We start from the raw sequence: 23,859 nt of genomic DNA on the forward strand, positions 1-23,859 counted from the left end.
CCAAATATTGGCCTAAGGTAACGCTCTTTCAGAGCGTGCCTCCGGCGGGAGTATTTTTACCAAGAAGAAGGGTGTGTCACTCTAGACTTCTTCTTGGGCGAAATACTCCGGGGCTTGGGGCAGAGCCCCAATCGCACGAAGTGCCAGAAACAATGCGCGCGACAGCGCGCTCCGCCGGACTACAGTAACTTCAGATGCGCCATGATCTGACCATGGTCCGAGGCCAGCTTGTTATAGGGTGCCTCGGGGTGGCTGCCGTCGGTCAGGTGGTCGTTGAAGACGCTGAAATACTCCATCTCGCCCAAACGCGTGTCAAAATCGGGGTCGAAATGGCGGGACAGGTAAATCTGGTCGATGCTTTCGAACACACCGCCAAAGGCGGCCGTATAGACCATATCGCGCAGCGATTTGCGGACGAACAGCTTTTCGGCCGAATGCAGCCGCACGCGCTGCACATCTTCGGTGATCTGCAGATTTTCTTCGGCCGTATAGCGGTCAGTGGGGCGCTCGGCGTCATGGCGGCGCATCCAGGCGTAGTTCTTGAACGGGATCTCTCCACTGATGATCTCGCTGGACACTGCGTGTTCCCCGTCGTTGAAGTCGCCCATCACGATCACCGGATGGTCCTGTTCCAGCTCGTCCAGTATCGCGCGGCGCAGGACCCAGGCTTCGGCCATGCGGCGCACGGCGGCGCGCAGGCTGCCCATGGCGCGACCGGCGGGGTCATAGTTGGTCAGATCAGCCTCGGGGGCAAAGGCCGCGCCCTCGGGCCGTGGATATTCGCCCAGCTTCGATTTCAGGTGGCAGTTGAACAGCGTGATCACCTGACCGCCCACCGGTATGCGCACCTTCAGCACCGGGCGGGACAGGCGTGTCAGGCGATAGTGACCGGCATCCTGCCCTGTCAGATCGCGAAAGGGGATATCCAGCGGTTCAGGCAGCACCTGCAGCACCTCTGGCGTGCCCTCAAACCCCAGACGCGACAACACCGCCAGACCGGGCCGCCGCTGCCCCGGCCCACCGTCATTCGCGTTGGGGGCAAAGGCCAGCGCGGCATCGGTATAGGGCGTATAGGCCAGCTTTCGGAATATCGCCTTCTTATGATAGCGTTTTGAGGCATCGGGCACCGTCGCCTCATTCGCGGCCACGCCACGCACGTCGGCCTCGGCCACGACGTGACGCAGGGCGTCTTCTTCGAAAATTTCCTGAAACCCGATGACATCGGCATCCATCGTCAGGATCTGATCGGCCAGCCAGTCCTGTTTCCAGGCGTATTCCTCGGGCGTGTATTTTTCGAACTTGTAATACTCCTGATCCGCACCGATCAGGTTTTTAACGTTGAAACTGGCGACAGTGAAACGGGTCATATCTCGTCTCCGTAGGTCTCTAATGCGTTTTGGAAAATCTGGCGGTCCACGTTCCCGCCCGAGGCCGTGGCGATCACCGCATCGCCTTCGATCTGGTCCCCATGATAGAGTGCTGCGGCCAGTGCAATCGCGCCGCCGGGTTCCAGCACGATCTTCAGCCGCACAAAGGCCTGAACCATGGCGCGCAGGCAGTCAGCCTCGGGCACGACGATGCCAGGGCCGCAAAGGCGGTGCATGATCGGAAAGGTGATGTCGCCGGGTTTTTCGGTCAGAATCGCATCACAAAGCGACCCGCTGGATTTCTCATTCATCTCAATCTTCCCCGACACCAGTGACCGAGTGACGTCATCAAAGTCTTCCGGCTCAACCGGGCGGGGGCGCAGACCGGGCGCTTTCGCCTCAAGCGCCAGCGCGATGCCCGAGGTAAACCCGCCGCCACCGCAACAGACCAGAACATCGGCTTGGTCGATGCCTTCCGCAGCAGCTTGTTCGGCGATCTCAAGCCCACAGGTGCCCTGACCGGCGATGACCTGCGGTTCGTCAAAGGGTTTGATCAAGGTCAGCCCCTTCTCAGCCGCCAGCTTTGCGCCGATTTCTTCGCGGCTTTCGCCCGCACGATCATACAGCACAACCTCGGCCCCCAGGGCCCGCGTGTTGTCGATTTTCAACTGCGGCGCGTCGCTTGGCATGACGATGGTCGCGGGTGCCCCGTGCAGGCGCGCGGCCAAGGCCACCCCCTGCGCGTGGTTGCCCGAGGAAAACGCGATCACGCCGGTTTTCAGCGCATTGTCCGTCAGCGCCGATATCGCCGACCATGCCCCGCGGAACTTGAACGATCCGGTGTGTTGCAGACATTCGGCCTTCACAAACACCCGCCGCCCCGCGATATCATCCAGAAAGGGCGACGACAGCAATGGCGTCCTGCGCGCGTGGCCCTGCAACCGCCCGGCCGCCTGTTCGATCATATCTATGTTCATTGCATCTGCCCTATCCATTCCGTGATGGCCGCGATGGCCTGTGGTTCGTTCAGAAAGGGCACGTGGCCGCGATCCGGCACCTCGGCGTAAACAGTGTTTTCCGCAATCTGGCACATCTTTTTCGCCGTCTCCGCTGACAGGATGTCTGAATTCTGCCCCCGGATCAGGCCATGGGGCACTTTCGTAACAGCCGTGTAAAGCGGCCAAAGGTCGGGCAGGGCGCCCGTGGCCGACTGTTCCAGCACCGCGCGCCGCAGCAGCGGGTCATAGCGCAGATCCAGCCCGTCGTCCGCCTGCACCCATATATTGCGCGCGTATTGGCCCCATTGGTCCAGCGTGACACCGGGAAAGCGCTTGGCTTGCTTGATCTGCAACTGCTGCGCGGCTTCGGTAAAGTCCTTGTAGCCCGGCCGGTTGCCCAGATAGTCCATGATCACCGCCAGCCCCTGGGCGTCAATCTCGGGTCCTATGTCATTCAGCATCACCCCAAGCAGCCGGTCCGGATGCGCCACGGCCAGCGACATGGCGATCAGCCCGCCGCGTGACGTGCCCAGAATGGCCGCCCTGTCCAACCCCAGATGATCCAGCAGCGCCATGGCGTCGCGGCTTTCCTGAATGATGCTATAGCTGTGATAATCGGTATAATCCGACCGCCCCCGCCCGCGACTGTCCAGCCGGATGACCCGAACCTGATCCGCGAAGTGGTCGACAACGGGCTGAAAATCATCGCCATTGCGTGTCAGTCCCGCCAGACAGAGCACGGGTAATCCGGTGCCCTGATCCCGGTAGTAAAGCGATAGGCCGTCACTGGTCTTGAACGTCGTCATCAGCTTAGCAGGCCCGGAATGCCGGACAGATCGCTCAGGATGTGGTCAGGGCGGCCCGGCAGACGGTCGATGGGTTCACCCATGCGGTTGACCCAGGCGGTCACAAAGCCATAGCTGGCCGCAGCGGCCGCATCCCATCCGTTTGAGGAGACGAACAGCACTTGATCTTTGCTGCAGCCAAAGCGTTGCCCCACCATGTCATAGACACGGGCATCGGGTTTGAAGATGCTCACATCCTCGACCGATAGAACCTGATCCAGCAACCGGCCCAGGCCCGCCGATTGCACAGCGCTGTCTAGCATCGCGGGGGCGCCATTGGACAGGATGCCGGTCTGGTGCCCCCTGTCTTTTAGCTGCTGCAACATCGCAGGCACCTCGGGGTAGGCCGACAGATGTTCGTAAAGCTGCAACAGATCGGCGCGCAGGGTGTCCGATGTCTGGCCCGCAGCCTCTAACGCCCAATCCAGCGCGTCCTGTGTCACCTGCCAGAAATCCGTGTGATCGCCGGTGATGGCGCGCAGCCATGTGTATTGCAGCTGCTTCAGCCGCCAGTCCCGCGCGACGCTTTGCCAATGGGGGGCGAAATCTGCGTGCTCGGGGCGGTCGGCCAGTTCGCGCGCGGCGGCCGAGACATCGAACAACGTGCCATAGGCATCAAAGATGCAGGTTGTAATCGCCATTGTCCCCCCTTTTTCTTAACGGCACCTTGGGGGGAAAATCGGCGGGAAACAACCCTAGATCAGGTACAGATCAATAAGGGCAAAGCCACCCATGAAATGCGCCGCAGCCGTAAAGCCATAGGCACCAAAGGCGGTCAGCGTCTGCATCTTGGTCATCGGGCGTTGCAGGTTGCTGATGTCGGGCGTCGTAAACAGGTTCTGCGCACCCATCAGGGCAAAGATGAACAAAACCGTCGACTGCATATAGATCGCGACGGCGGCGAAAGCGGCGCTCATCGCGACGGCGACGACGGTGGCCAGTGGCGGCCAGATCGCATAGGCGATAATCCTGACGCAGCGCCCGCCATCCAGTGGCCAGAAGGGCAGCAGATTGAAAAAGTTCAGAACGCCCATGACGCTGGCGAAAATCCACAGAAAATGCGACACCTGTGGCCATGTTTCGACCGTCAGACCCGATACGGCAAAGGCCAGCACCATCGGCGCCAGACAGATGCCCGGACCCATCAGCGAGATAAAGAAATCCTCGGCCTGGGTGTCGGGCAGCCTGTCTGATATCGCAACGCCCCCCATCAGCGGGATCAGGCGAAAGCGCGCATCATCGTGGCCGCAAATGCGATAGGCGGCGACATGGCCATATTCGTGGATCACGACGCCGGTCACAATCGCCACGCCATACATCGGGCCGAAAAACCAGGCAGCGGCGACAAAGGCGGCGACGGCCAGTATCATGCCTTCCAGATCCATGCCCTGGATCTGCCCTTGCCCATTTGCAAACAGGCCTTCGCGCAGGGTGTAGGTTGTTGCCGCACAAAGGGCGAGCGACCAGAATAGAAATGCCATCATAAATCCATTTTTGTTTCCGCTTTGATCCAAAATCGGCGCGGCGAAATAAAGACCTTTTGTGGGTTTTGAAAAGAAAAGCGCGCGCCTTGTGGTGCGCGGGGCACAACCTTAGCGACGCAAGGTGTCGCGGATACATGCGATCTGGTGGTCGCGTTCGAGGCCTATGTCCTTTGCTGCGTGTTCGTTGATGTCGATCAAGCGCAGACGAGGGTGGCGCCTGCGTCGAAGGGCGTGCAGTATGGCTATGATCTTTTTCAATATGTCTGTCCCGGTCTGTTGATTTTTAGAACATGGACAGGCACTGTAATTCCTGAAGTTAACTTTAGGTCAAATGGATTATTATGATAAAAAACAGTGATTTAACTGTGGGTGAGCTGGCCGCGCGGTCGGGTGTGGCGGTGTCGGCCGTGCATTATTACGAAGCACAGGGGTTGATATCGGGGTGGCGCACGGCAGCCAATCACAGGCGCTATGATCGTGCCATGCTGCGCCGGATCGCCGTGATTAAGGTGGCCCAATCGGTCGGGCTGAGCCTGTCTGAGATACGGCAAGCCCTGTCCGATTTCCCGGCCGAAGCAAAGCTAAGCGCAAAGGATTGGCGCCGTATTTCAAAGGGGTGGCGGGATGTGATTGATGAGCGCATCCGATTACTGACCCTTCTGAAAGAACAGCTGGATGGCTGCATCGGCTGCGGATGCCTGTCCCTGGGGAAATGTCCGCTGTACAATCCAGATGATCAGTTGGGTCAAAAAGGTCCGGGTGCCAGACGGTGGATCGAGTGAAAGAGCAGGTAGATGAAACGCCCTTGGCCCCGCGGCGCCTTGCGGCGGCAGGGTGTTGGGTCTGATCTGATAAGAAAGGTGGCGCCACCGTCTTGAAGGTTGGTTTAGCCAGAAAGGGGTCGCAACGCCCCCGCTTTCAACTTTCATGCATGATCTTTCAGGCGGCTTGTGGTTTGGGTCGTGAAGCCAAAACACAAGTTCTGGAAAACCATTCTTGGTCCGATATCGTGATGCCGGGTTTTAGGCGAGAAATGCTAACGTCCGGTTGTAGCTGCGCACGGTGGGATTTGAGTATTTTTGCCAAGAAGAAGGGGCTTATCGCGTTTAATACCTTCTTCTTGGTCTAAATACTCCGGGGTGTGGGGCAGAGCCCCACGATAATCTTATCAAAGATTTTCAGGCTGCGGCATGCCCAGAACGTGATAGCCGCCGTCCACACGCACCACTTCGCCAGTTGTGCTGGCGCCGTAGTCGCTGGCCAGATAGACTGCGGTGCCGCCCACGGCCTCAAGCGTTGCGTTGGCGCGTAGGGGGGCGTTGGCCTCGGTCTGGCGGAAAGTGCGCCGCGCGCCGCCAATGGCCGCACCGGCCAGCGTTTTCATTGGCCCGGGCGAGATCGCGTTGACGCGAATACCTTCTGGCCCCAGATCATTGGCCAGATACCGCACGGCCGATTCAAGTGCCGCCTTTGCCACGCCCATCACATTATAGAACGGCGTCACGCGGTTCGATCCCTGATAGGTCAGCGTCAGGATCGTTCCGCCATTCGGCATCAGTTCCGAGGCGCGCTTGGACACGTCGATCAGCGAATAGCACGAGATCGACATCGATGTTTTGAAGTTCTCGCGCGTGGTGTTGATGAAGCGGCCCGTCAGTTCGTTTTTATCGGAATAGGCGATGGCGTGGACCAGAAAATCGATACTGCCCCATTTATCCTTCAGCGCGGCAAAGCAGGCATCCAGGCTATCGTCATCCATCACATCCACGTCGATCAGGAAATCGCTGCCCACGCTTTCGGCCAGGGGGGCCACACGTTTGCCAAAAGCCTCGCCCTGATAGCTAAAGGCCAGTTCGGCGCCTTCCTCATGCAGCGCTTTGGCGATGCCCCACGCGATGGAACGTTCATTTGCGACACCCATAATCAGGCCGCGTTTTCCGGTCATCAAATTCGCCATCGTGAAATTATCCGTTATACTTTGAAAGAAGCATCGACCCGTTCGTGCCGCCAAAGCCGAAACTGTTGGTCATGACTGTGTCCAGTCCTGCGTTTTCGACCAGGTCGGTCGCGATTTCGGCGGGGTCCAGCGCCGGGTCCAGCGTTTCGACATTGATCGAGGGCGCAATGAAATCGTTTTCCAGCATCAGAAGGCAATAGATTGCCTCTTGCGCGCCGGTGGCCCCCTGGCTGTGGCCGGTCATCGATTTGGTTGAACTGATGGGCGGCGTGTTACCCTGGCCAAAGACGCGGCGCACGGCCTCAACCTCGCCCACATCGCCGACAGGGGTCGAGGTGCCGTGGGCGTTGATATAGCTGACGCGGCGCCCGTCGGGGATCGTCTCCAACGCCAGACGCATCGCGCGTTCGCCGCCTTCGCCCGAGGGCGCGACCATGTCGTGCCCGTCGGATGTGGCGGCAAAGCCCGTGACCTCGGCATAGATCTTGGCGCCGCGAGCCTTGGCGCGTTCCAGTTCCTCAAGCACGACAATCCCGCCGCCGCCTGCGATCACGAAACCATCGCGGTCGGCGTCAAAGGCGCGGGAGGCCTTTTCGGGGGTGTCGTTATACTTGCTGCTCATCGCGCCCATGGCATCGAAAAGGCAGGACAGGGTCCAGTCCAGTTCCTCGCCCCCGCCTGCGAACATCACATCTTGCTTGCCATACTGGATCTGCTCGGCCGCATTGCCGATGCAGTGCAGCGATGTCGAACAGGCCGAGGTGATGGAATAGTTGATGCCCTTGATCTGAAAGGCCGTCGACAGGTTCGCCGAAATGGTCGAGGACATGCATTTCGGCACCGCAAAGGGGCCAATCCGCTTGGGTGCACCCTTTTCAAGAACGGTCTGATGGGCCACCAGCATCGCGCTGGTCGACGGGCCGCCGGACCCGGCCACAAGCCCGGTGCGCGGGTTGACCACATCGCTTTCCTCAAGCCCCGCATCGGCAATCGCCTGCTCCATCGCGATATGGGCATAAGCCGCGCCGGGCCCCATAAACCGCAGCTTGCGCTTGTCGATGTGATCTTCGGGCGTGATTTTTAGCGTACCGGCAATCTGGCTGCGAAAGCCGTGTTCGGCCATTTCATCGGAAAAGACGACGCCCGATTTACCCTGACGCAAGGCGCTGGTCACTTCGGTCGCGTTGTTCCCGATAGGCGACACGACTCCCAGACCTGTGACGACGACACGGCGCATATGCAAACCCCCTGATACTTAGCCGGCGGTGGACAGGCCGACTTTCATGCCCTTGACCTCATAGATGGGTTCGCCGTCCGCCTCAACCCGGCCGTCAGCAACGCCCATTTTCAGCCTGCGGTCGATTACACGGGTGAAGTCGACGAAATAGCGGATCACCTTGCGTTCGGGCGTAACCATGCCGGTCAGCTTGACCTCGCCCACGCCCAGGGCCATGCCCAACCCCTGCCAGCCGCGCCAGCCCAGGTTAAAGCCCGTCAGCTGCCAAAGGCCATCCAGACCCAGACAGCCCGGCATGATCGGATTGCCGGGGAAGTGGCATTTAAAGAACCAAAGATCGGGCGTGATGTCGAATTCAGCCACAACGTGGCCTTTTCCATGGGCACCGCCATCGGCGCTGATATCGGTGATCCGGTCCATCATCAGCATCGGCGGTTCCGGCAACTGGGCATTGCCGGGGCCGAACAATTCGCCCTTTGCGCATTTCAGCAACGCCTCTTTGTCAAAACTTGTCGGAAAATCGCCCATGTACCCCGTGCCCTTCGGTTCTGTTTACTTTTCAAGGTGATGTAACACCGTCATATCCACCGGTGCAAGCGCGGCAAATTGCAGTTGCGACCGATTTTCAATTGAAACCAAGGGGGCGCTGCCCCTATATAAAGGACAGGACAGAGGTAAGAGGCAGAAATGCACACCGAAGCAATTGAACGTGGAACCGACTGGCTGAACGGGGCAGGGCTGCGCCCGACCCGGCAACGCGTGGCGCTGGCATCACTGCTGGTGGGCGACGGCAACGATCGCCATGTGACCGCCGAAAGCCTGTTTGAGGCCGCTTCGAAATCCGGTGAGAAAGTGTCGCTGGCCACTGTTTACAATACTCTGCGTGCATTTTGCGATGCGGGCCTGATGCAGGAAATCATGGTCGATGGTACGAAAAGCTATTTCGACACCAACGTCGATGACCACCCGCATTTCTTCTGGGAAGACAGCAGCACCCTGACCGACGCCCCCGCAGATCAGCTTGAGATCTGCCGTCTGCCCGAAGCCCCTGCAGGCGCCGAGGTCGCGAAGGTCGATGTGGTGATCCGGCTTAGGAAGCTGTCTGACTAAAGCAACTTTCTTTATTCCTTGAAATATAATTCGGTTTTACCCATAGTCGTGGGCATATTCTTGCGCGCATTCGGAATATCGTCTTTGTTTATGGGGTCGTTGGACTTTGTTTGAAACACACAAGGAATTTCCCGATCAGATAACGCAGTTTCAGGTTCTGGGGGAAAGATCATCTGGCACGAATGTTTTGTCGGCCTTTATCAATCGCAACACGAGGCTGGCGCCATCGACCCATCTGGGGTGGAAACATGGGTTTCCACAGGCACAGTTCTATCCGCGAAACCTGCTGACTGTGGTGTCGTTCCGGCACCCGCTGGACTGGGTGCGCAGTATGCACCGCAAGCCGTGGCATGCCGCGCCCCGCCTTCAGGGTCTGTCTTTTAGTGATTTCATCCGGGCCGAGTGGGAATCGGTTATTGATAACGCCCTGCTGACCGATGATCCGATGAACCTGTTTCGGCTGGAACGCCTGCCACGCGCACTGCGGTCGGTCGTGTGGAACCACTACAGCCCCCGCATCGGCTGGAAACTGCGCCGCCAGATTGCGCGGTCAGACCCCACATCACAGACCCAGGCCATTGCGGCAGGCGTGCCGCTGCAATATGACCGCCACCCGATCACCGGTGAACAGTTCGAAAATATCTTCAAGCTGCGCACGGCAAAGGCGCAGGGGTATCTGGGGCTGCGGCACAGGGCGTGCAATTATCTGTTCGTGTCCCATGAACTTTATCGGTCCGACCCCGACAAGATCGCGCAGGCTTTGTCAGATGTCTTTGGCATTGCTGTTTCGGGTGATTTGCAGGGTATCGATCGAAAAGTGGGCCAGATGAACCGCGCCGGATCCGAGAACACGGAAAACAAGGTTGGCCCCCCGGCGGACGTGGCCGACGATGATCTGGATTTCATGGTGTCGCAGCTGTGCCGCGAAACGGAAAGCCAGATGGGCTATGACATCAGCCTGCTTGGTAAAACGACAGAACTAGTCTGAGGTCGCCGTCAGAAAGCTGACCTTGCCGTCGGGCATAACCTTTGCTGCGCTGAGTTTGCCGGTCTTGTAGGCGCCGGTATCCACGGCGATACGACCGCCCGTGATATGGGCCGTTTGATAGACCGTGTGGCCATGGGCGACCCAGATGTCGTCCTGCCGCGGAGTTTTCAGAAAGGCGTTGTGGCCCCACAGGAAAACGTCGTCCTCTTGATCTGCGATCGGTATGTTGGGATCGGCGGCGGCGTGGACGCAGACCAGATTACCGCTGGACCAGGTGCTGGGCAGATTGTGCAGCCAGATGCACATCTGTTTGCCCAGGGCCCGGATCAGCTGGTGAGCCACCTCCTTTAACTTGTCGGTGTCATAAAGGTCGGGCGGGACACCGATGCCAAAACTGACCAGCGTCTGATCCCCGCCGTAGCGCAACCACAGCGCCGTTTCGGGGCGCGGATCGGACAGAAAATCCAGCAGCATCTGTTCATGGTTGCCCCGCAGGCAGATGAAAGATCCTGGTGCCTCGGCGTTCGCCTTTTCCAGCAACCGCAGCACCTGACGCGAAAAATGCCCCCGGTCGATGTAATCGCCCACCAGGACAATGCTGATCTTGTCCAGACGATTGCGCGCGACGTCCTGGTCGATCTGTTCAAAGAGCTCAAGCAACAGATCGTAGCGCCCGTGCACATCACCGATGATATAGACGGGCTTGAGCGGAAAGGGCCGCCCGGCGCCGGTCCGCTTTGGAAAAAGATTCTGAATGATCTTAGCTGCCCGCATCATTGTGCCTTTTTGCGCAAAACTATTCGGCTTCCAAGCAAAATCAATCTTTTGCGTCAACGATGCAGACGGTATACGTTAACGCAACGTTAATGATTCGCATGTTGTGCATTTAAGGGGATTAATTTTCAGTTTACGTCTTTTCCGGACCAGTGGTGTCAGACATCTGACGATTAAAAGTTGTGCTATAATGTATTTGATTATCAAAAAACCGCCTACAAAATCCATTAACGCATCAAATCCGGCAGTGTTTTGCTGCCTGAATTTGTTTCGTTACAAGAAACAGTTAAAGCGATAGTAGTCAGTTGAACGAGGACGAGTGCATGTCGCATCTAAAGCATATTGAGCCTGCCATGGGCCCTGTCGGGGCCGCCTCAGACTATACTGCAGCACAGCAGCGCAAGCTGTTGTCCGACAGCGTGCCGACCGGTGGGGTCGCTAAACGTGCGCTGGATATATGTGTGGCGCTGTCTGCGCTGATCCTGCTTTCGCCCTTGTTGCTGGGCGTTGCCTTGGCGGTCAAGCTGACCAGTAAAGGCGATGCGCTTTATGGCCATCGCCGTGTTGGTCACAATGGCCGCGAATTCCGCTGCTGGAAGTTTCGCACCATGGTCAGCGACAGCCAGCAGGCGCTTGAACGCCATCTGGCCGAAAATCCCGAAGCCCGCGTTGAATGGGAACGCGATCGCAAACTTAAAAATGATCCACGGGTGACGAAACTGGGCAAGACACTGCGCGATCTGTCGATTGACGAACTGCCGCAGTTGATCAACATTCTGAAGGGCGAGATGAGCATCGTCGGCCCGCGCCCCGTCGTGCAGGATGAATTGGACCGCTATGGTCGTTCAGCTGTGTTTTATCTGAAAAGCCGCCCCGGACTGACGGGGTTGTGGCAGATCAGCGGCCGCAATGACGTCAGCTATGAACGGCGCGTTCTGCTGGATCGGTTTTACGTGGTCAACTGGTCGTTTTTCAGCGATCTGCTGATTATCCTGAAGACTGTGCCAGCCGTTCTTGGATCACGCGGGTCGTATTGATCTGCCAGACAGGTGGGGCAATGCAGCTAAGAAAGCTTATTTATCTGGTCGCACTGGTTCTGGCCCCGGGTTTGGCGGGGGCAGACGGTTACCGGCTGGACGTCAATGACCGGTTGAACATTCGCGTCTATCAGTGGATCAGCGCGGAAAGCACGGTCGAAGAATGGCCCGCCGCCACCGGCGAATTCTGGGTCGGGCCCGACGGTGCGATTTCGGTGCCCCTGTTGGGGCAGGTGGCTGTGGCGGGGAAAACCACCGCCGAGCTATCGCAGCTTTTGTCTGACGAGTTGCGCCAGAAATACGCCCTGACCGATGTGCCAAGTGTGTCGGTCGAAATCGCGAAATATCGCCCGTTTTTCATCACCGGCGATGTGTCGAACCCCGGTCAGTATGACTTCATCCCTTCACTCACGGTGCAACAGGCGGTCAGTCTGGCAGGGGGCACGCAGGATATATCGCGCAATTCCCTTGGTGAAAGTCGTGTGCTTTTGAATGCCACCGGCAGTCTGCGTCTGTTGCAGGCCGAACGCGACCGGCTTCTGGTCAAGCGCGCCCGTCTGGAAGCCGAACGCACCGGATCTGACGTGATCCCCGAACCCCTGGGTGTGTCGTCGGCGGATCGTCTGGCGCTGATCATGGCCGAGGAAGAGGCGATCCTGCGCACCCGCACCAAGCAGTTGAACAGCGATCTTGAGGGGCTGGAGCGTCAGAAGACGTTGTTGCAGGCCGAGGTCGAAGCGCTTGAGGAAAAAGAACAGAACCTGGAACGTCAGCGTCAGATTGGCCAACAGGAACTGGACCAGTCGCGCCAGCTGATCGAACGTGGTCTGGCCGCCAGCAGCCGTCTGAACGACGACGAACGCTATATGGTCGAACTGGATTCGCGCATTCTGGACCTGAGCACTCAGTTGCTGCGCGCCCGTCAGGGCATCGCCGAGGTCGAGGCGGATGCCGCCGCCCTGCGGGTCGAACGCGACGCCGAGATCAATCTGGAAAGCCAGAAGATCGATGCCGACCTTGAAGAGATCGAACGCCGGATCGTCACCGATCAGTCGATTATCGCCCAGGCCGCTGGCAACATCGCCGAAATCGGCCCGCCCGGTGCCGAGATGTTCGATATCGAATACCGTATCGCGCGCGTTGAAAATGGTGAACAAACCAGCATGACCGTCGATGGGTGGACGCCGGTCAAACCCGGTGACGTGCTAGAGGTCAGAAAATCCCTGTTGCCGATGCAATAGGCCCCGCATGCCGTCCGTTGGGCGGCCCGAAAGATCAGGCAGCATGACGGACACTGTGCCAAATTCCACGGCCTCGGACGACGGTCATTTCGGACACCTGCGCAAGGGGCGGTCGATTGCGGCGTTAAAAGGCGTGTTCTGGTCGGCCATCAACACGGTCGTGCCCACGCTGGTGACGGCGCTGGTGTTTTTGCTCAGCTCGCGCCTGCTGACCCCCTTTGACTTCGGTGTCGTCGCGCTGGCGACCAGCATGGTGTCGTTTGCCGTGGCGCTGGCCCCCGCCGCCTTTGCCGAGGCTTTGGTCCAGCGCAGCCAGATCGAGGCGCGTCATACCGACAGCGTCTTCTGGCTGTGCATGGGCGCGGCGGTTCTGCTGTTTTTCCCTTATCTGATCTTCGCGGGCTGGCTGGCCGGTTGGGCCGATGAACCGCTATTGCAGGCGCTGTTGCCCTTTCTGGGCCTGAAAATACTGTTCGATCTGGGGGCCGCCGTGCCCACGATGCTGCTGGTGCGCGTGATGAAATTCCGCCAGGTCGCCATGCGCACCGCGATTGCCAGCCTGTGCGGGGCAGGGGTGTGCATCGCGCTATTGCTGACGGGGTTTGGCCTGTGGGCGCTGGCCGCGTCGCAGATCACGACGTCGTTCGTCACGATGGTCGTGGCCTTCTGGACCTCGGGCTGGCGGCCGGGGCGTACGCTGCACCTATCGGCCCTGCGCGACCTGTTGAAATACGGCACCTTCACCACAGGCGATCGGTTTTTGAACCTGTTCAACATCGACCAACTATTGATCGGCCTGCTGGTCAGTCCTGCCATTCTGGGGCTGTTCAATTTTGCACAACGGCTATTTGCGTTGCTGAACAACCTGATTGCGGGCGCGCTGTCTTCTGTGTCGCACAGTGTTTTGTCATCCATGCAGGCCGAGCCGGAAAAGATGCGCCAGACCTTCCTGATGTCCAGCTATGCGTCATCTGTCGTGGCCTTTCCTCTGTTCGCCGGATTGGCGGTCGTGGCCCCGCAGGCCGTGCCTTTGCTGTTCGGAGCACAATGGACACCCGCTGTTCTTGCCGTGCAGGCCTTCTGTGTGATCGGCATCATGGCCAGCATCAGCATCCCGCAAGCCGCACTGATCAAAAGCCAGAACAAGGCGCAGTGGTGGTTTTTCTATCAACTGGTGCAAAAGCTGGGCAATGTCGCGGTGATCCTGGCGACATTCACCTATGGGCTGGATGCCATCCTGATCGGTATTGCCGCGAAAACGGTCCTGATCTGGCCTGTATCCGTCTATCTGACCTGCCGCCTGTTGCAGACGGGCGCGCTGCGCTATTTGATCAGCTATCTGCCGCCCGTTCTGGCCACCCTGGCCATGGGCGTCGTCGTGTACCTGCTGCCCGGTTGGCTTGATCTGACCCCCGGATGGGCAAGTCTTTGCGCGCAGGTCGCGGGCGGGATTGTGCTTTACGCTATTTTGATTACGGCTTTGTCCGTGGGCAAGTTGCGCCACATGATCCGCATCCTGAAAAACGCCCGGGGGGCCGCATGAAACTGCAGTTTTTCGACAATGACATCCCAAACTTCGGTGACGAATTGAACCGCGACATCTGGGATCATTTTTTGCCCAAAGGCTTTCTGGATGAAGATACGTCCGAGCTGTTCATCGGCATCGGGTCGATCATTCATGACAAATACCCCGCAAACGCGCGCAAGATCGTCGCCGGGTCGGGCTATGGCGGGTATGAGGACGCGCCGGATGTGCACGACGGCACGTGGGACATCCTGTTCGTCCGCGGCCCTCAAACGGCCGAGGTTCTGGGCATCGATCCATCTTTGGCCATCTCAGATTCCGCGATCCTGTTGCGGGCGACACCTTTGCCCGATCCCGAACCCGATATCGGCGTGGCCTTCATGCCGCATTTCGACAGCCTGCAGCGTGGCGACTGGGCCAAGGTGTGTGAACTGGCGGGCATGACCTTTCTGGACCCCCGCGAACCGCATCATAAGGTCATCGCCCAGATCCGCGGTGCCGATCTGGTGGTGACCGAGGCGATGCACGGCGCCATCGTCGCCGACGCCATGCGCACGCCCTGGGTCAGTGTGCTGCCCATCCACAAGGCGCACCGGTTCAAATGGCTGGACTGGGCGCGGTCGCTGCAGATCGACTATCAGCCCAAGATGCTTTGGCCGTCGAGTATGCGAGAGGCCGTGACATTCTTCACCGGTCACCACGGCATGGGCGCGCGGTCAAAGCGGGTGCTGGACGCGGCCCCGACCCGCCCCGTCACCTGGGCCTTTGAGCACATGGCCGCCCGTCGCCTGCAGGTGCTGGCGACGATGGACCCCCAACTCAGCGCCGACGCGGTCATCGAAACCGCCACCGCCCGCGCCGTCGCCGCGCTGGACCAATTCGTGAAATCCCGCACCCAGGGCGGTGTCAGCGCGGCGGAGTAGCTGCAGAAATATTTTATCGACGGTTGCCGCAGCATTTTGGGTTGGGCATAAAGCAACATGTTTAACCCCTTTCCAAACTGCCAGATAGCAAAAGCATGCGTTGTATCGGTCGCTGTAGCCTGCGTCGCAGTATTTCCGCGCAGTGGTTTCGGTCAGCAAGTTAATGACATGATATACCATACTGATGGTGATCAGATACCATCGAATATCTGCGCTGATGTCGGACCGGAAACTGGCACTGACGATATTCAGATGTCACGCCCCAGTGGTAACCTTCATGGCGATTTTTATGCAGTGCAGAGCGATCTATTGGGCCAAAGAGCAAAAGCTTCACCACTTTTTACGATCACCTTTCAAGACAGCAGGCATCTGTATCGAGACATTGGCGGGAATGCATTTTACAGCGGTGATCTTATCCCGTGGGAAAATTCGTGGCTGCTTTGTGTAAAAGGCCATTCCCAACATTTTGCCTGGCTTGACACCTCCAAACCATTTCTGCGAATTTTGCCTGTGCAGGCCAGCCTGACCGAGGACGGCTACTATCGACGCGTCGAAGTCAAACATTATTGGCATTCCCAAAACCGTAAGCTTTCGCTGCCCAGGTCGTCGGATCGCATCTGGATAATGGAATAGGTCAGGTGCGATGATCTGAGGGATAATACACTGGCCTCTATCCCAGTTTCACCCCCTGGCGCCCAGCCAGATCGGTGAAATACTGCCACGCCACGCGGCCCGACCGGCTGCCTCGGGTGGCTTGCCATTCAATGGCCTCGGTGCGCAGGGTGGTGTCATCGATCTGCAAGCCATAGGCGTCGCAGTATCCGCGGATCATCGACAGGAACTGGTCCTGATCGCAGGCATGAAAACCCAGCCATAGTCCGAACCGGTCTGACAGTGACACTTTTTCCTCGACCGCCTCGCTGGGGTTGATGGCCGATCCGCGTTCGTTTTCGATCATGTCGCGGGGCATCAGGTGGCGGCGGTTTGATGTGGCGTAAAGAACGACATTATCTGGCCGCCCCTCAATCCCGCCGTCCAGAACCGCTTTCAGCGATTTGTAATGCTGGTCGTCGTGGCTGAAGCTAAGATCATCGCAGAACAGCAAAAACCGCGCATCGGCCCCGCTCAGCAGTTTCAGTAGCCGCCCGATCGACGGCAGGTCTTCGCGTTGAATCTCAACAATTTTCAGGGGATGGCCCTGCCTGATCACCTCGGCATGAATGGCCTTGACCAGCGATGATTTACCCATGCCCCGCGCGCCCCAAAGCAGGGCGTTGTTCGCGGGCAGCCCACGGGCAAACTGCAGGGTGTTTTCCAGCAACGTATCCCGCGACCGATCAATCCCCACCAGCAGCTCAAGCGCCACGCGATTGACCTGTGCGACAGGGTCCAACCGGTCGGGGTCGACGTGCCAGACAAAGGCGTCAGCCTGGGCAAAATCCGGGGCAGGGGCAGGCGCGGGGCTGATCCGTTCCAGGGCCGCTGCAATGCGGTCAGCTGGGTCGCTCAAATCTGATCCTCGGCCAGGTCTTCTTCGTCATCCAGCAACCCCTCGGCGCGCAACCGTTCATTGCGGCGCTTTTCGATGCCCGAGACCAGCCAGATCGAAATCTCATAAAGCCCATAGACCGCCACGAACAAAATGACCTGCGTGATGATGTCGGGGGGCGTGACGACACCGGCCAAAATCAGGATCGCCACAACGGCATATTTACGGACTGAGCCGAGCCCCTTGGCGCTGACCAACCCGGCCTTACCCAAAAGCGTCAGCAGCACGGGCAGTTGAAAACACAGACCGAACGCCATGATAAAGGTGATCGTCAGCGACAGGTATTCGGCCATCGACCCCATAAAGGTGATGCCCACGTCTGCGGGTGTTTCAGTTGCATTTTCAATAACATCGCCCGTTGCATTGATCTGCTGGAAGTTCAGGAAGAAATCAAACGCCAGCGGAATGACGATGAAAAACGCAAAGGACGCGCCCAGAAAAAACATGAAAGGCGAGGCTACGAGAAACGGCAAAAACGCATTCTTTTCAGACCGGTAAAGCCCCGGCGCCACAAAACGCCACAGCTGATAACTGATGAACGGAAAGGCCAGCGCAAAGCCACCAAGCAGAGAGATGCGGATGGCGACAAAGAAGCCTTCCTGCAGCTTGACCAGGATCAGCGAACAATCCTGCCCGCGTTCGTTCAGCGCGTTACAGATGGGGGATGTCAGGAAATTAAAGATCGGGTTCCAGACGTAAAAACAGATGAAAACGCAGATAACAAAGGCGATGGCCGCCCGGATCAGGCGCGTGCGCAGTTCGGCCAGATGTTCGATCAGCGGCGCGCTGGTGTCGTCGATGTCCTCTTCTGCGGTGCTCATTCCGATTTAGCCTCGGTCTTGGCGGGGGCGGCTGCGTCGGTTGTCGCAGTCGTGCGCTGTTCGGCGATGTCGGCAGCCTTCTGTTTTGCGGCAGCTGCAGCGGCGGCGCGATCTTCTGCCAGTTTCTGAGTGGCCGGCCCGGTTTTTTTCGCAGCCCCAGGTTTCTTAGACGGGCTTGGTTTTGTCGGATCCCACTTATCGAAGCGATCTGCGGCGTCGGACAGGGCGTCCATGCCCATGTTCCTGGGCGAGGTCAGATCGCCCATTTCCTTTTTCAGATCATTGGCACCGGATTGTTCTGCGGCCTCGGACATCGCGGTCTGAAATTCACGCGCCATACGCCGGACCTTGGCCATCATTTTGCCCATGGCATGAAACATCACAGGCAGGTCCTTGGGACCGACAACGATCAGGGCAACGATCCCGATCAGGATAAGCTCACTCCACCCCACGCATCACGTCCGGCATCAGGATTTTTCTTTGTCGGCTTCCGACGGTGTCACATCTTTGGCAGCCTCTGCATCGGCTTGCTCAAGTTCTTGCGTGCCTTCCTTGACGCCCTTGCGGAACGACGTGATGCCTTTGCCGACCTCACCCATCAGGGATGAGATTTTGCCACGGCCGAAAAGCACCAGAACGACAACTGCGATCAGCAACCAGCCCACCGGCGGGATGTTGGTCAGAAACAGCGGGGTCATACCCATATTAATCCTCCGAAGTGTTCAGTGCGGCGCACCGCACTTTGTAACTTGCTTTCATTTAAGGCCAGAATGCCCCGGATGAAAGCAGCTAAATCAGGTTTGATGCTTTTTTGATGCGGATTGATCGCATGTGATCAGGGGCAATCCACAGATTTCCTTTGGTCAACCAGGCCCGGCTTACAAGATAGCATTCCCGACGCAGGACGCAATCAGACTTCATGCGCGGGACGGGAAGACGAAGCATCTGTCACGCCGGATCATCAGCCAAAGTGGTGTGCCGGGTTTGGGCAGAAAGACCGACGGCACAGTGGTGCGCAGCAGCGAATTGTCGAAGTCCATCCTGAATTCAACCAGGCTTTCGTTGCCCATGAACCGTGCCCGTTCCACCAGGCCCCGCGCCGGGGTGCCGTCCTGCGGGGTGGGATTGGGTCCGCGCCCCTGCCGGTCGAAGTCGATCTTGATGTGCTGGGGCCGGATCACGATATCAACCCATGCCCCATCGGGCACGCCGGGGGCCAGAAACTGACCAAAGGCCGTTTCCGTCAGCGCCCCTCGAACCTGACCGCGTATCACATTGATATCGCTGAAAAAAGCGGCGGCCTGACGATCAACGGGCGCGTTGTAAAGGTTATAGGGCGCCCCCTGTTGTACGATCTTGCCGTCGCGCATCAGGGCGATTTCGTCGGCCATGCGCATCGCCTCATCGGGTTCATGCGTGACCAGCAGAACGGCGGTGCCTTCCTCTTTCAACACGGCCAGCGTGTCGTCGCGAATTTCGTCCCGCAGGCGGTTATCAAGGCCCGAAAACGGTTCATCCATCAGCATGATCTTCGGCCGTGGCGCCAGCGCACGCACCAAGGCGACCCGTTGTTGTTCGCCCCCCGACAGCTGATGCGGATAGCTGTCGATATAGCGTTCCAGATCGACCCGGCGCAGCAATTGGGCGACACGGGCGCGTTTGTCTTCGCGCGAGCCCTTCAGGCCAAAGGCCACATTATCGGCGACGCTTAGATGCGGGAACAGGGAAAAATCCTGAAACATCAGACCGATAGAGCGCTTTTCGGGCGGCACGCGGAAAATCGTGTCGCAGATCAGGTCCCCATCCGCGTGGATCGTGCCGCTATCCTGCACCTCGACGCCTGCGATGATGCGCAGGGTGGTCGATTTGCCGCAGCCCGACGGCCCCAGCAGACAGGTGACTTGCCCCGGCTCGATCGCCAGCGACACGTCATCGACAACATTTCTGCCGCCAAACGCGCGTTTTATGTTTCTTATTTCCAGCCGCGGCGGCGTTCGGTCTGTCATCGTCCTGCCCAATTCCCGATCAAACTAATCGGAATTCGGCGTCAGATAGCAAGCCCGCCGTTTAGCAGCAAGGGGCCTCGGACCCTTCGTCGTCAAATGGCGCGTTGGCCCCACAGCCTTCGAAGACGCCATAATGGGTATCGAAATCGCCGATAAACTGGAAATGATCCGCAAAACGGGTGTCCGCCAGCATCATCCATGTGTTCCCGCAGACGGGGAAGACCTTGCCGGTTTCCATCACATGGTGATCATCCAGCACAAAGGCGTGGGGCGCGTTTTCGATGGTGCCTTTATAGATCACGGCCTGACCGTAGTCTTCGCATTCAGGTTCCAGCGTGGGCAGCTTGAACAGCCGGTACGTGGCCGAGGTAAAGCGGATCGGGGCCACGCGTTCCTCAAGCACGGGGTTTTCGATGGTCAGTGGGCGGTGTTCCACCAGACGCGGGTCCAGAAAACCGGCCTTGCGCGCAATCGTCTGAAAATCGCCCCAATAAAGCGCACCGGACAGGCATTCGCCATACAGGATCTCATCCTCGCGAAGGGCTTGCGGCACGCGGCGGTCGGCGTAGACATCGGAAAAATACATCTCGCCCCCCGGTTTCAGCAGGTTATAGGCCCCGCGCAGCACGGCCAGTTTATCGGTGGCCAGATTGACGACGCAGTTCGACACGATGATATCGAACGACCCGGGTTCCAGCGGCAGCTGATCCAGCGTTTCGATATAGCCCTTGTGGAATTCGGTGTTGGGCTTGGCGTATCCGAAGCGATCCGCATGATAATCCTGATGCGCCCGGGCGACGGCCAGTTGTTCGTCGGTCATATCGACACCCACGACGTGGCCCTCTTCGCCCACCAGGGCGGCCAGCGCATAGACATCACGCCCCGCGCCACAGCCCAGATCCAGAATGCGCGCGCCCTTCAGACCCGTGGGCGCGATCAGCCCGCAGCCGTAATAGCGCGTCAGAACCTCATCATGAACCTTTGACAGCACGTCTTTCAGGTAACGCGGCATCTCGGCCGGGGTGCAGCAGGCGTTGGTCTGCAGATCATCGCTGGATTGCAGGACCTTGCCGTAATAGTCCTGAACATTTTCGTGCTTCATCGTCGGGCCTCGTGATTACCATTTCGTTTTGGCTAAACATGTCAGCCTGCCCTGACAATCAGCAAATCGCATACTCACACCGACGTGACATTCTGTCATCTATGGGGGCAGGAAGTGGTTGACGTAAGGGCCGCGAAAGGTAGGGTCTGCGGCAGGACAGGAGGGCCGGATATGGCAGAGCGTGGCAAGCTGAGACTGGGTGTGAACATCGACCATGTCGCGACCGTGCGGAATGCACGGGGCGGCGATTATCCGGACCCGTTGCGCGCGGCAAAGCTGGCCGAACAGGCGGGCGCAGATGGGATCACGGCGCATCTGCGCGAAGACCGCCGCCATATCTCGGACGCGGATATCGAAGGGCTGATGGACGTGCTGTCGGTGCCGCTGAATTTCGAGATGGCCGCGACGGATGAGATGCAGCAGATTGCCCTGCGTCACAAACCCCACGCGGTTTGCATCGTGCCCGAACGGCGCGAAGAACGCACGACCGAAGGCGGGCTGGAAGTCGCGCGTGAGGAAAACAAACTGGCGCATTTCATTGCACCCCTGCGCGATGCCGGGTGCCGCGTGTCGATCTTTATCGCCGCCGACCGGCGTCAGATCGAAGCCGCGCACCGGATCGGCGCGCAGGTGATCGAACTGCACACCGGGTCCTATTGCGATGCCCATGCCGAGGGGCGGTTTGACGACCGCGACCGCGAACTGGCCGCGCTGGTGGACATGGCCGGTTTTGCCGATGATCTGGGGCTTGAGGTGCACGCGGGCCATGGTCTGAACTATGAAACGGTCAAGCCAGTTGCTGCGATACCCCAGGTGATGGAGCTGAACATCGGCCATTTCCTAATTGGTGAGGCGATCTTTCTGGGCCTCGACCCCGCCATCCGCAAAATGCGCGCGTTGGTGGACGACGCGCGGGCTGATCAGGTGGCGTGAAAGGTTCTATCCCGCCATGATGCATTGCTGGCGCAATGCAGCCTTCGGCGAGAGTATTTGGGGAACAATAAAGGCGAGTTATTCGCCGTGTCTTAATAGCCGCTGCTTCTGGCGGCCCCAATCCCGTTTGGCCTCGGTCGCGCGTTTGTCGACGTTTTTCTTACCCTTCGCCACGCCGATCTTTAGCTTCACCAGGCCTTTGTGATTGAAATACATCACCAGCGGCACGATGGTCATGCCCTGCCGGGATGTCGCCTGCCAAAGCCGTGCGACCTCACGCCGTGAGGCCAGCAACTTGCGCTTGCGCCGTTCCTCATGCCCGAATGTCTTGGCCTGCGCATAAAGCGGGATGTAGCTGTTGGTCAGCCACAGCTCTCCATCCTCAACCGCCACATAGCTTTCGGCAATATTCGCCTGACCCCCGCGCAGGGATTTCACCTCGGACCCCATCAGAATGATGCCGACTTCGATATCATCCTCGATCGCGTAATCGTACCGCGCGCGGCGGTTTTCGGCGATCACCTTATAGTTTGGGTCTGTCTTCACCTTGGCCATGACGCCGCGATATAGGCCCAATCGCCCCGCAATCCAAGGGCCATTACACGCATTCCCGCAGCCACCTGATAAAGGTCTGCAGATTTTTCGACTTGGGGCCCTTTCGGGTGACGATGTAGTAGTTCAGCTCAGGATCATCCTGTTCTTCAACCGCGATCAGTTTGCCCGCTGCCAGATCGGGTTCCAGAATGGCGCGGGGCTGAATTGACAGGCCATAGCCCGCCCGGACCGCCGACAGCACCATCTGGTTCGTGTCGTACAGCGTCACCTGATGTTGCTCAAACATCAGCCGCCGCGCCTTTTCCCAGCTTTTGTATTCCTTGCCCAGATTGTCGATGAACCACTGCGTCTTTTCGGGCCAGCTGCCGTCTGGGTTGCGGGTCGCCACGACCTTGGGCGTGCCGACCATGACGAAATTGGCGGGCACCAGTTTTTCCACGTCACACTCGGGCCAGTGCCCCCGCCCGAACCGCAGCGCAAGGTCAAAGCCATCGCGGCGCAGATCAACCATCTCGGCCGAGGGCGTCAGTGACAATTCGATCTGCGGGTGTTTTGCCCAGAAGCTGCCCAGACGCGGCATCAACCAGTATTCTGTGAAAGAGGCCGTGACCGACACCCGCAGCGGGGCCGCAGCGCGATCGGCTTTCATCGTCGCGATCTCATCCCCGATATGGCCGAAACCAGTGGCCAGGGCCGCCGCCAGACGTCGCCCGTCATCGGTCAGTTCCATTTTGCGACCCTGCCGGTTCATCAGGCTGGTTTCCAGATCAGCCTCAAGCGTGCGGATGTGCTGGGAAATTGCAGCATGGGTGACATTCAGCACCTTTGCAGCGTCAGTTAAACTTTCAAGTCGCGCAGCGGCTTCAAAGGCACGCAGGGCGGAAAGTGATGGTACAATGCGCCAATCGATGCTCATGGATTGATTAAACATTAGTTCAACTTACAGATCAATATTATTCGTGACTCGGTTATCACAGCAGCGCCTGCTACTTTCAGATCATCGGATATGAAAAAGGAGAGCATGATGTTAACCGTTATCGCAGACGCCCTGATGACCGCCACACGCAGCAAACGCCCTGACCTGACACTGGACTACGACGAACGCCGCCGCCGGAGGGAAGCCGACCGTCAAGCCGACGCCGAATTTCTGCGCCGTTGGAACAGGTTCACGGGGATGTGGTGAAACCGGGCCGCCCGTTGAGGGCGGCCCATTTGCATAGAACAGAGTTATCGTTGTCTAATGCGAACACCGCTTAGGTCCATCAAGTATGCAAGTATAGGGTCAAGAGCGATATTCACTAGGTATATTAGTGGAATTACTAGGAGCAACTTGAGTACGAAACGAACCCATTTGTTTCTCAATAACGCATGATGTTTAAGCGTCTTCATGGATATGTTACTGAGTTG

Annotated in this window: 27 protein-coding genes; 10 read left to right on the top strand and 17 right to left on the bottom strand. The window is 58.6% G+C overall.

Annotated features, from left to right (window positions below):
* Nucleotides 1-179: 179 nt before the first annotated feature.
* Genes H7848_RS02085 through H7848_RS02105 form a run of 5 tightly spaced genes read right to left on the bottom strand, consistent with a single transcriptional unit; the run spans nucleotide 180 to nucleotide 4,691 of the window.
* A complete protein-coding gene (locus H7848_RS02085; RefSeq protein WP_208347584.1) occupies nucleotides 180-1,367 on the bottom strand; it encodes an endonuclease/exonuclease/phosphatase family protein in 1,188 nt (395 codons plus the stop codon).
* Nucleotides 1,364-2,344, bottom strand: coding sequence for a threonine ammonia-lyase (locus H7848_RS02090; protein ID WP_208347586.1), 981 nt, complete (start codon nucleotides 2,342-2,344; stop codon nucleotides 1,364-1,366). The genes H7848_RS02085 and H7848_RS02090 overlap by 4 nt, the downstream gene beginning before the upstream one ends.
* Nucleotides 2,341-3,171 (bottom strand): alpha/beta fold hydrolase, encoded by an 831-nt coding sequence (locus H7848_RS02095; RefSeq protein ID WP_208347587.1) that lies wholly within the window; start codon nucleotides 3,169-3,171, stop codon nucleotides 2,341-2,343. The genes H7848_RS02090 and H7848_RS02095 overlap by 4 nt, the downstream gene beginning before the upstream one ends.
* Complete coding sequence (locus H7848_RS02100) at nucleotides 3,171-3,851, bottom strand: haloacid dehalogenase type II (protein WP_208347588.1); 681 nt, start codon at nucleotides 3,849-3,851, stop codon at nucleotides 3,171-3,173. The genes H7848_RS02095 and H7848_RS02100 overlap by 1 nt, the downstream gene beginning before the upstream one ends.
* Nucleotides 3,852-3,905: 54 nt before the next feature.
* Nucleotides 3,906-4,691: a metalloprotease gene (locus tag H7848_RS02105; protein WP_208347589.1), complete on the bottom strand. Its 786-nt coding sequence runs from the start codon at nucleotides 4,689-4,691 to the stop codon at nucleotides 3,906-3,908.
* Nucleotides 4,692-5,035: 344 nt separating this feature from the next.
* Between H7848_RS02105 and soxR the strand changes: the two genes are divergently transcribed.
* A complete protein-coding gene (soxR, locus tag H7848_RS02110) occupies nucleotides 5,036-5,476 on the top strand; it encodes a redox-sensitive transcriptional activator SoxR (protein ID WP_208347590.1) in 441 nt (146 codons plus the stop codon).
* A gap of 386 nt (nucleotides 5,477-5,862) precedes the next feature.
* Here soxR and H7848_RS02115 read toward each other — a convergent pair whose 3' ends face one another.
* The 3 genes from H7848_RS02115 to fabA are packed head-to-tail and all read right to left on the bottom strand — an operon-like array spanning nucleotide 5,863 to nucleotide 8,416.
* Nucleotides 5,863-6,651 carry an enoyl-ACP reductase FabI gene (locus tag H7848_RS02115; RefSeq protein ID WP_208347591.1) on the bottom strand — a complete coding sequence of 263 codons (789 nt, stop codon included), beginning with the start codon at nucleotides 6,649-6,651 and terminating at the stop codon, nucleotides 5,863-5,865.
* Nucleotides 6,652-6,658: 7 nt separating this feature from the next.
* Nucleotides 6,659-7,888, bottom strand: a complete 1,230-nt coding sequence (fabB, locus tag H7848_RS02120) for a beta-ketoacyl-ACP synthase I (protein ID WP_208347593.1) — start codon at nucleotides 7,886-7,888, stop codon at nucleotides 6,659-6,661.
* 18 nt (nucleotides 7,889-7,906) lie between these two features.
* Nucleotides 7,907-8,416, bottom strand: a complete 510-nt coding sequence (gene fabA / locus H7848_RS02125) for a bifunctional 3-hydroxydecanoyl-ACP dehydratase/trans-2-decenoyl-ACP isomerase (protein WP_208347595.1) — start codon at nucleotides 8,414-8,416, stop codon at nucleotides 7,907-7,909.
* 159 nt (nucleotides 8,417-8,575) lie between these two features.
* On the opposite strand from fabA, the gene irrA reads away from it, so the two are divergent.
* Both irrA and H7848_RS02135 read left to right on the top strand, forming a co-directional pair.
* The gene (gene irrA / locus H7848_RS02130; RefSeq protein WP_208347597.1) at nucleotides 8,576-8,998 is read left to right on the top strand and encodes an iron response transcriptional regulator IrrA; all 423 of its coding nucleotides are present in this window, start codon (nucleotides 8,576-8,578) and stop codon (nucleotides 8,996-8,998) included.
* A gap of 106 nt (nucleotides 8,999-9,104) precedes the next feature.
* A complete protein-coding gene (locus H7848_RS02135) occupies nucleotides 9,105-9,986 on the top strand; it encodes a hypothetical protein (RefSeq protein WP_208347598.1) in 882 nt (293 codons plus the stop codon).
* On the opposite strand, the gene H7848_RS02140 is transcribed toward H7848_RS02135, so the two are convergent.
* Nucleotides 9,978-10,760, bottom strand: coding sequence for a metallophosphoesterase family protein (locus H7848_RS02140; protein WP_208347599.1), 783 nt, complete (start codon nucleotides 10,758-10,760; stop codon nucleotides 9,978-9,980). The two genes, H7848_RS02135 and H7848_RS02140, sit on opposite strands and share 9 nt — an antisense overlap.
* 323 nt (nucleotides 10,761-11,083) lie before the next feature.
* Between H7848_RS02140 and H7848_RS02145 the strand changes: the two genes are divergently transcribed.
* From H7848_RS02145 to H7848_RS02165, 5 genes are read left to right on the top strand one after another with little or no spacing between them, the layout of a single operon-like run.
* Nucleotides 11,084-11,797 (top strand): sugar transferase, encoded by a 714-nt coding sequence (locus tag H7848_RS02145; RefSeq protein ID WP_272874371.1) that lies wholly within the window; start codon nucleotides 11,084-11,086, stop codon nucleotides 11,795-11,797.
* A gap of 20 nt (nucleotides 11,798-11,817) precedes the next feature.
* Entirely contained in the window at nucleotides 11,818-13,038 is a 1,221-nt protein-coding gene (locus H7848_RS02150) for a polysaccharide biosynthesis/export family protein (protein ID WP_208347600.1), read from the top strand.
* Nucleotides 13,039-13,081: 43 nt separating this feature from the next.
* Entirely contained in the window at nucleotides 13,082-14,581 is a 1,500-nt protein-coding gene (locus tag H7848_RS02155; RefSeq protein WP_208347601.1) for a lipopolysaccharide biosynthesis protein, read from the top strand.
* Complete coding sequence (locus H7848_RS02160; RefSeq protein ID WP_336512054.1) at nucleotides 14,467-15,486, top strand: polysaccharide pyruvyl transferase family protein; 1,020 nt, start codon at nucleotides 14,467-14,469, stop codon at nucleotides 15,484-15,486. Before H7848_RS02155 ends, H7848_RS02160 begins: the two co-directional genes overlap by 115 nt.
* 57 nt (nucleotides 15,487-15,543) lie before the next feature.
* Entirely contained in the window at nucleotides 15,544-16,119 is a 576-nt protein-coding gene (locus H7848_RS02165) for a hypothetical protein (RefSeq protein ID WP_208347603.1), read from the top strand.
* 37 nt (nucleotides 16,120-16,156) lie between these two features.
* Here H7848_RS02165 and H7848_RS02170 read toward each other — a convergent pair whose 3' ends face one another.
* From H7848_RS02170 to H7848_RS02195, 6 genes are all read right to left on the bottom strand, one after another.
* Nucleotides 16,157-16,996 carry an ATP-binding protein gene (locus H7848_RS02170; RefSeq protein WP_208347604.1) on the bottom strand — a complete coding sequence of 280 codons (840 nt, stop codon included), beginning with the start codon at nucleotides 16,994-16,996 and terminating at the stop codon, nucleotides 16,157-16,159.
* Nucleotides 16,993-17,856: a twin-arginine translocase subunit TatC gene (gene tatC / locus H7848_RS02175; RefSeq protein ID WP_208347605.1), complete on the bottom strand. Its 864-nt coding sequence runs from the start codon at nucleotides 17,854-17,856 to the stop codon at nucleotides 16,993-16,995. Before tatC ends, H7848_RS02170 begins: the two co-directional genes overlap by 4 nt.
* Nucleotides 17,853-18,308: a Sec-independent protein translocase protein TatB gene (gene tatB / locus H7848_RS02180; RefSeq protein ID WP_208347606.1), complete on the bottom strand. Its 456-nt coding sequence runs from the start codon at nucleotides 18,306-18,308 to the stop codon at nucleotides 17,853-17,855. The genes tatC and tatB overlap by 4 nt, the downstream gene beginning before the upstream one ends.
* Nucleotides 18,309-18,323: 15 nt before the next feature.
* Nucleotides 18,324-18,560: a twin-arginine translocase TatA/TatE family subunit gene (tatA, locus tag H7848_RS02185; RefSeq protein ID WP_419555486.1), complete on the bottom strand. Its 237-nt coding sequence runs from the start codon at nucleotides 18,558-18,560 to the stop codon at nucleotides 18,324-18,326.
* A gap of 213 nt (nucleotides 18,561-18,773) precedes the next feature.
* On the bottom strand, nucleotides 18,774-19,862 hold the full coding sequence (locus H7848_RS02190; protein ID WP_208347607.1) for an ABC transporter ATP-binding protein: 1,089 nt from the start codon (nucleotides 19,860-19,862) through the stop codon (nucleotides 18,774-18,776).
* Between the two features lie 61 nt (nucleotides 19,863-19,923).
* Nucleotides 19,924-20,964, bottom strand: a complete 1,041-nt coding sequence (locus tag H7848_RS02195; protein WP_208347608.1) for a methyltransferase domain-containing protein — start codon at nucleotides 20,962-20,964, stop codon at nucleotides 19,924-19,926.
* 171 nt (nucleotides 20,965-21,135) lie between these two features.
* On the opposite strand from H7848_RS02195, the gene H7848_RS02200 reads away from it, so the two are divergent.
* Nucleotides 21,136-21,897: a pyridoxine 5'-phosphate synthase gene (locus tag H7848_RS02200; protein ID WP_208347609.1), complete on the top strand. Its 762-nt coding sequence runs from the start codon at nucleotides 21,136-21,138 to the stop codon at nucleotides 21,895-21,897.
* Between the two features lie 78 nt (nucleotides 21,898-21,975).
* Here the strand turns inward: H7848_RS02200 and smpB are convergent, their stop codons facing one another.
* Complete coding sequence (smpB, locus tag H7848_RS02205) at nucleotides 21,976-22,452, bottom strand: SsrA-binding protein SmpB (RefSeq protein ID WP_208347611.1); 477 nt, start codon at nucleotides 22,450-22,452, stop codon at nucleotides 21,976-21,978.
* A gap of 43 nt (nucleotides 22,453-22,495) precedes the next feature.
* The gene (locus tag H7848_RS02210) at nucleotides 22,496-23,383 is read right to left on the bottom strand and encodes a LysR family transcriptional regulator (RefSeq protein WP_208347613.1); all 888 of its coding nucleotides are present in this window, start codon (nucleotides 23,381-23,383) and stop codon (nucleotides 22,496-22,498) included.
* A 93-nt stretch (nucleotides 23,384-23,476) separates the two neighbouring features.
* Here H7848_RS02210 and H7848_RS02215 point away from each other — a divergent pair, with 93 nt between their 5' ends.
* The gene (locus H7848_RS02215; protein ID WP_208347615.1) at nucleotides 23,477-23,635 is read left to right on the top strand and encodes a hypothetical protein; all 159 of its coding nucleotides are present in this window, start codon (nucleotides 23,477-23,479) and stop codon (nucleotides 23,633-23,635) included.
* The last annotated feature ends 224 nt before the right edge of the window (nucleotides 23,636-23,859 follow it).

It is taken from the genome of Pseudaestuariivita rosea (genome assembly GCF_017592335.1).
In the GTDB taxonomy this organism is placed as follows: Bacteria; Pseudomonadota; Alphaproteobacteria; order Rhodobacterales; family Rhodobacteraceae; genus Parasulfitobacter; species Parasulfitobacter rosea.

What these genes read in the sequence shown, in the direction of transcription:
- H7848_RS02085 (WP_208347584.1), bottom strand. Translation starts at nt 1,367, where the DNA reads ATGACCCGTTTCACTGTCGCCAGTTTCAACGTTAAAAACCTGATCGGT.
- H7848_RS02090 (WP_208347586.1), bottom strand. Translation starts at nt 2,344, where the DNA reads ATGAACATAGATATGATCGAACAGGCGGCCGGGCGGTTGCAGGGCCAC.
- H7848_RS02095 (WP_208347587.1), bottom strand. Translation starts at nt 3,171, where the DNA reads ATGACGACGTTCAAGACCAGTGACGGCCTATCGCTTTACTACCGGGAT.
- H7848_RS02100 (WP_208347588.1), bottom strand. Translation starts at nt 3,851, where the DNA reads ATGGCGATTACAACCTGCATCTTTGATGCCTATGGCACGTTGTTCGAT.
- H7848_RS02105 (WP_208347589.1), bottom strand. Translation starts at nt 4,691, where the DNA reads ATGGCATTTCTATTCTGGTCGCTCGCCCTTTGTGCGGCAACAACCTAC.
- soxR (WP_208347590.1), top strand. Translation starts at nt 5,036, where the DNA reads ATGATAAAAAACAGTGATTTAACTGTGGGTGAGCTGGCCGCGCGGTCG.
- H7848_RS02115 (WP_208347591.1), bottom strand. Translation starts at nt 6,651, where the DNA reads ATGGCGAATTTGATGACCGGAAAACGCGGCCTGATTATGGGTGTCGCA.
- fabB (WP_208347593.1), bottom strand. Translation starts at nt 7,888, where the DNA reads ATGCGCCGTGTCGTCGTCACAGGTCTGGGAGTCGTGTCGCCTATCGGG.
- fabA (WP_208347595.1), bottom strand. Translation starts at nt 8,416, where the DNA reads ATGGGCGATTTTCCGACAAGTTTTGACAAAGAGGCGTTGCTGAAATGC.
- irrA (WP_208347597.1), top strand. Translation starts at nt 8,576, where the DNA reads ATGCACACCGAAGCAATTGAACGTGGAACCGACTGGCTGAACGGGGCA.
- H7848_RS02140 (WP_208347599.1), bottom strand. Translation starts at nt 10,760, where the DNA reads ATGCGGGCAGCTAAGATCATTCAGAATCTTTTTCCAAAGCGGACCGGC.
- H7848_RS02145 (WP_272874371.1), top strand. Translation starts at nt 11,084, where the DNA reads ATGTCGCATCTAAAGCATATTGAGCCTGCCATGGGCCCTGTCGGGGCC.
- H7848_RS02150 (WP_208347600.1), top strand. Translation starts at nt 11,818, where the DNA reads ATGCAGCTAAGAAAGCTTATTTATCTGGTCGCACTGGTTCTGGCCCCG.
- H7848_RS02155 (WP_208347601.1), top strand. Translation starts at nt 13,082, where the DNA reads ATGACGGACACTGTGCCAAATTCCACGGCCTCGGACGACGGTCATTTC.
- H7848_RS02165 (WP_208347603.1), top strand. Translation starts at nt 15,544, where the DNA reads ATGTTTAACCCCTTTCCAAACTGCCAGATAGCAAAAGCATGCGTTGTA.
- tatC (WP_208347605.1), bottom strand. Translation starts at nt 17,856, where the DNA reads ATGAGCACCGCAGAAGAGGACATCGACGACACCAGCGCGCCGCTGATC.
- tatA (WP_419555486.1), bottom strand. Translation starts at nt 18,560, where the DNA reads ATGGGTATGACCCCGCTGTTTCTGACCAACATCCCGCCGGTGGGCTGG.
- H7848_RS02190 (WP_208347607.1), bottom strand. Translation starts at nt 19,862, where the DNA reads ATGACAGACCGAACGCCGCCGCGGCTGGAAATAAGAAACATAAAACGC.
- H7848_RS02195 (WP_208347608.1), bottom strand. Translation starts at nt 20,964, where the DNA reads ATGAAGCACGAAAATGTTCAGGACTATTACGGCAAGGTCCTGCAATCC.
- H7848_RS02200 (WP_208347609.1), top strand. Translation starts at nt 21,136, where the DNA reads ATGGCAGAGCGTGGCAAGCTGAGACTGGGTGTGAACATCGACCATGTC.
- smpB (WP_208347611.1), bottom strand. Translation starts at nt 22,452, where the DNA reads ATGGCCAAGGTGAAGACAGACCCAAACTATAAGGTGATCGCCGAAAAC.
- H7848_RS02210 (WP_208347613.1), bottom strand. Translation starts at nt 23,383, where the DNA reads ATGTTTAATCAATCCATGAGCATCGATTGGCGCATTGTACCATCACTT.
- H7848_RS02215 (WP_208347615.1), top strand. Translation starts at nt 23,477, where the DNA reads ATGTTAACCGTTATCGCAGACGCCCTGATGACCGCCACACGCAGCAAA.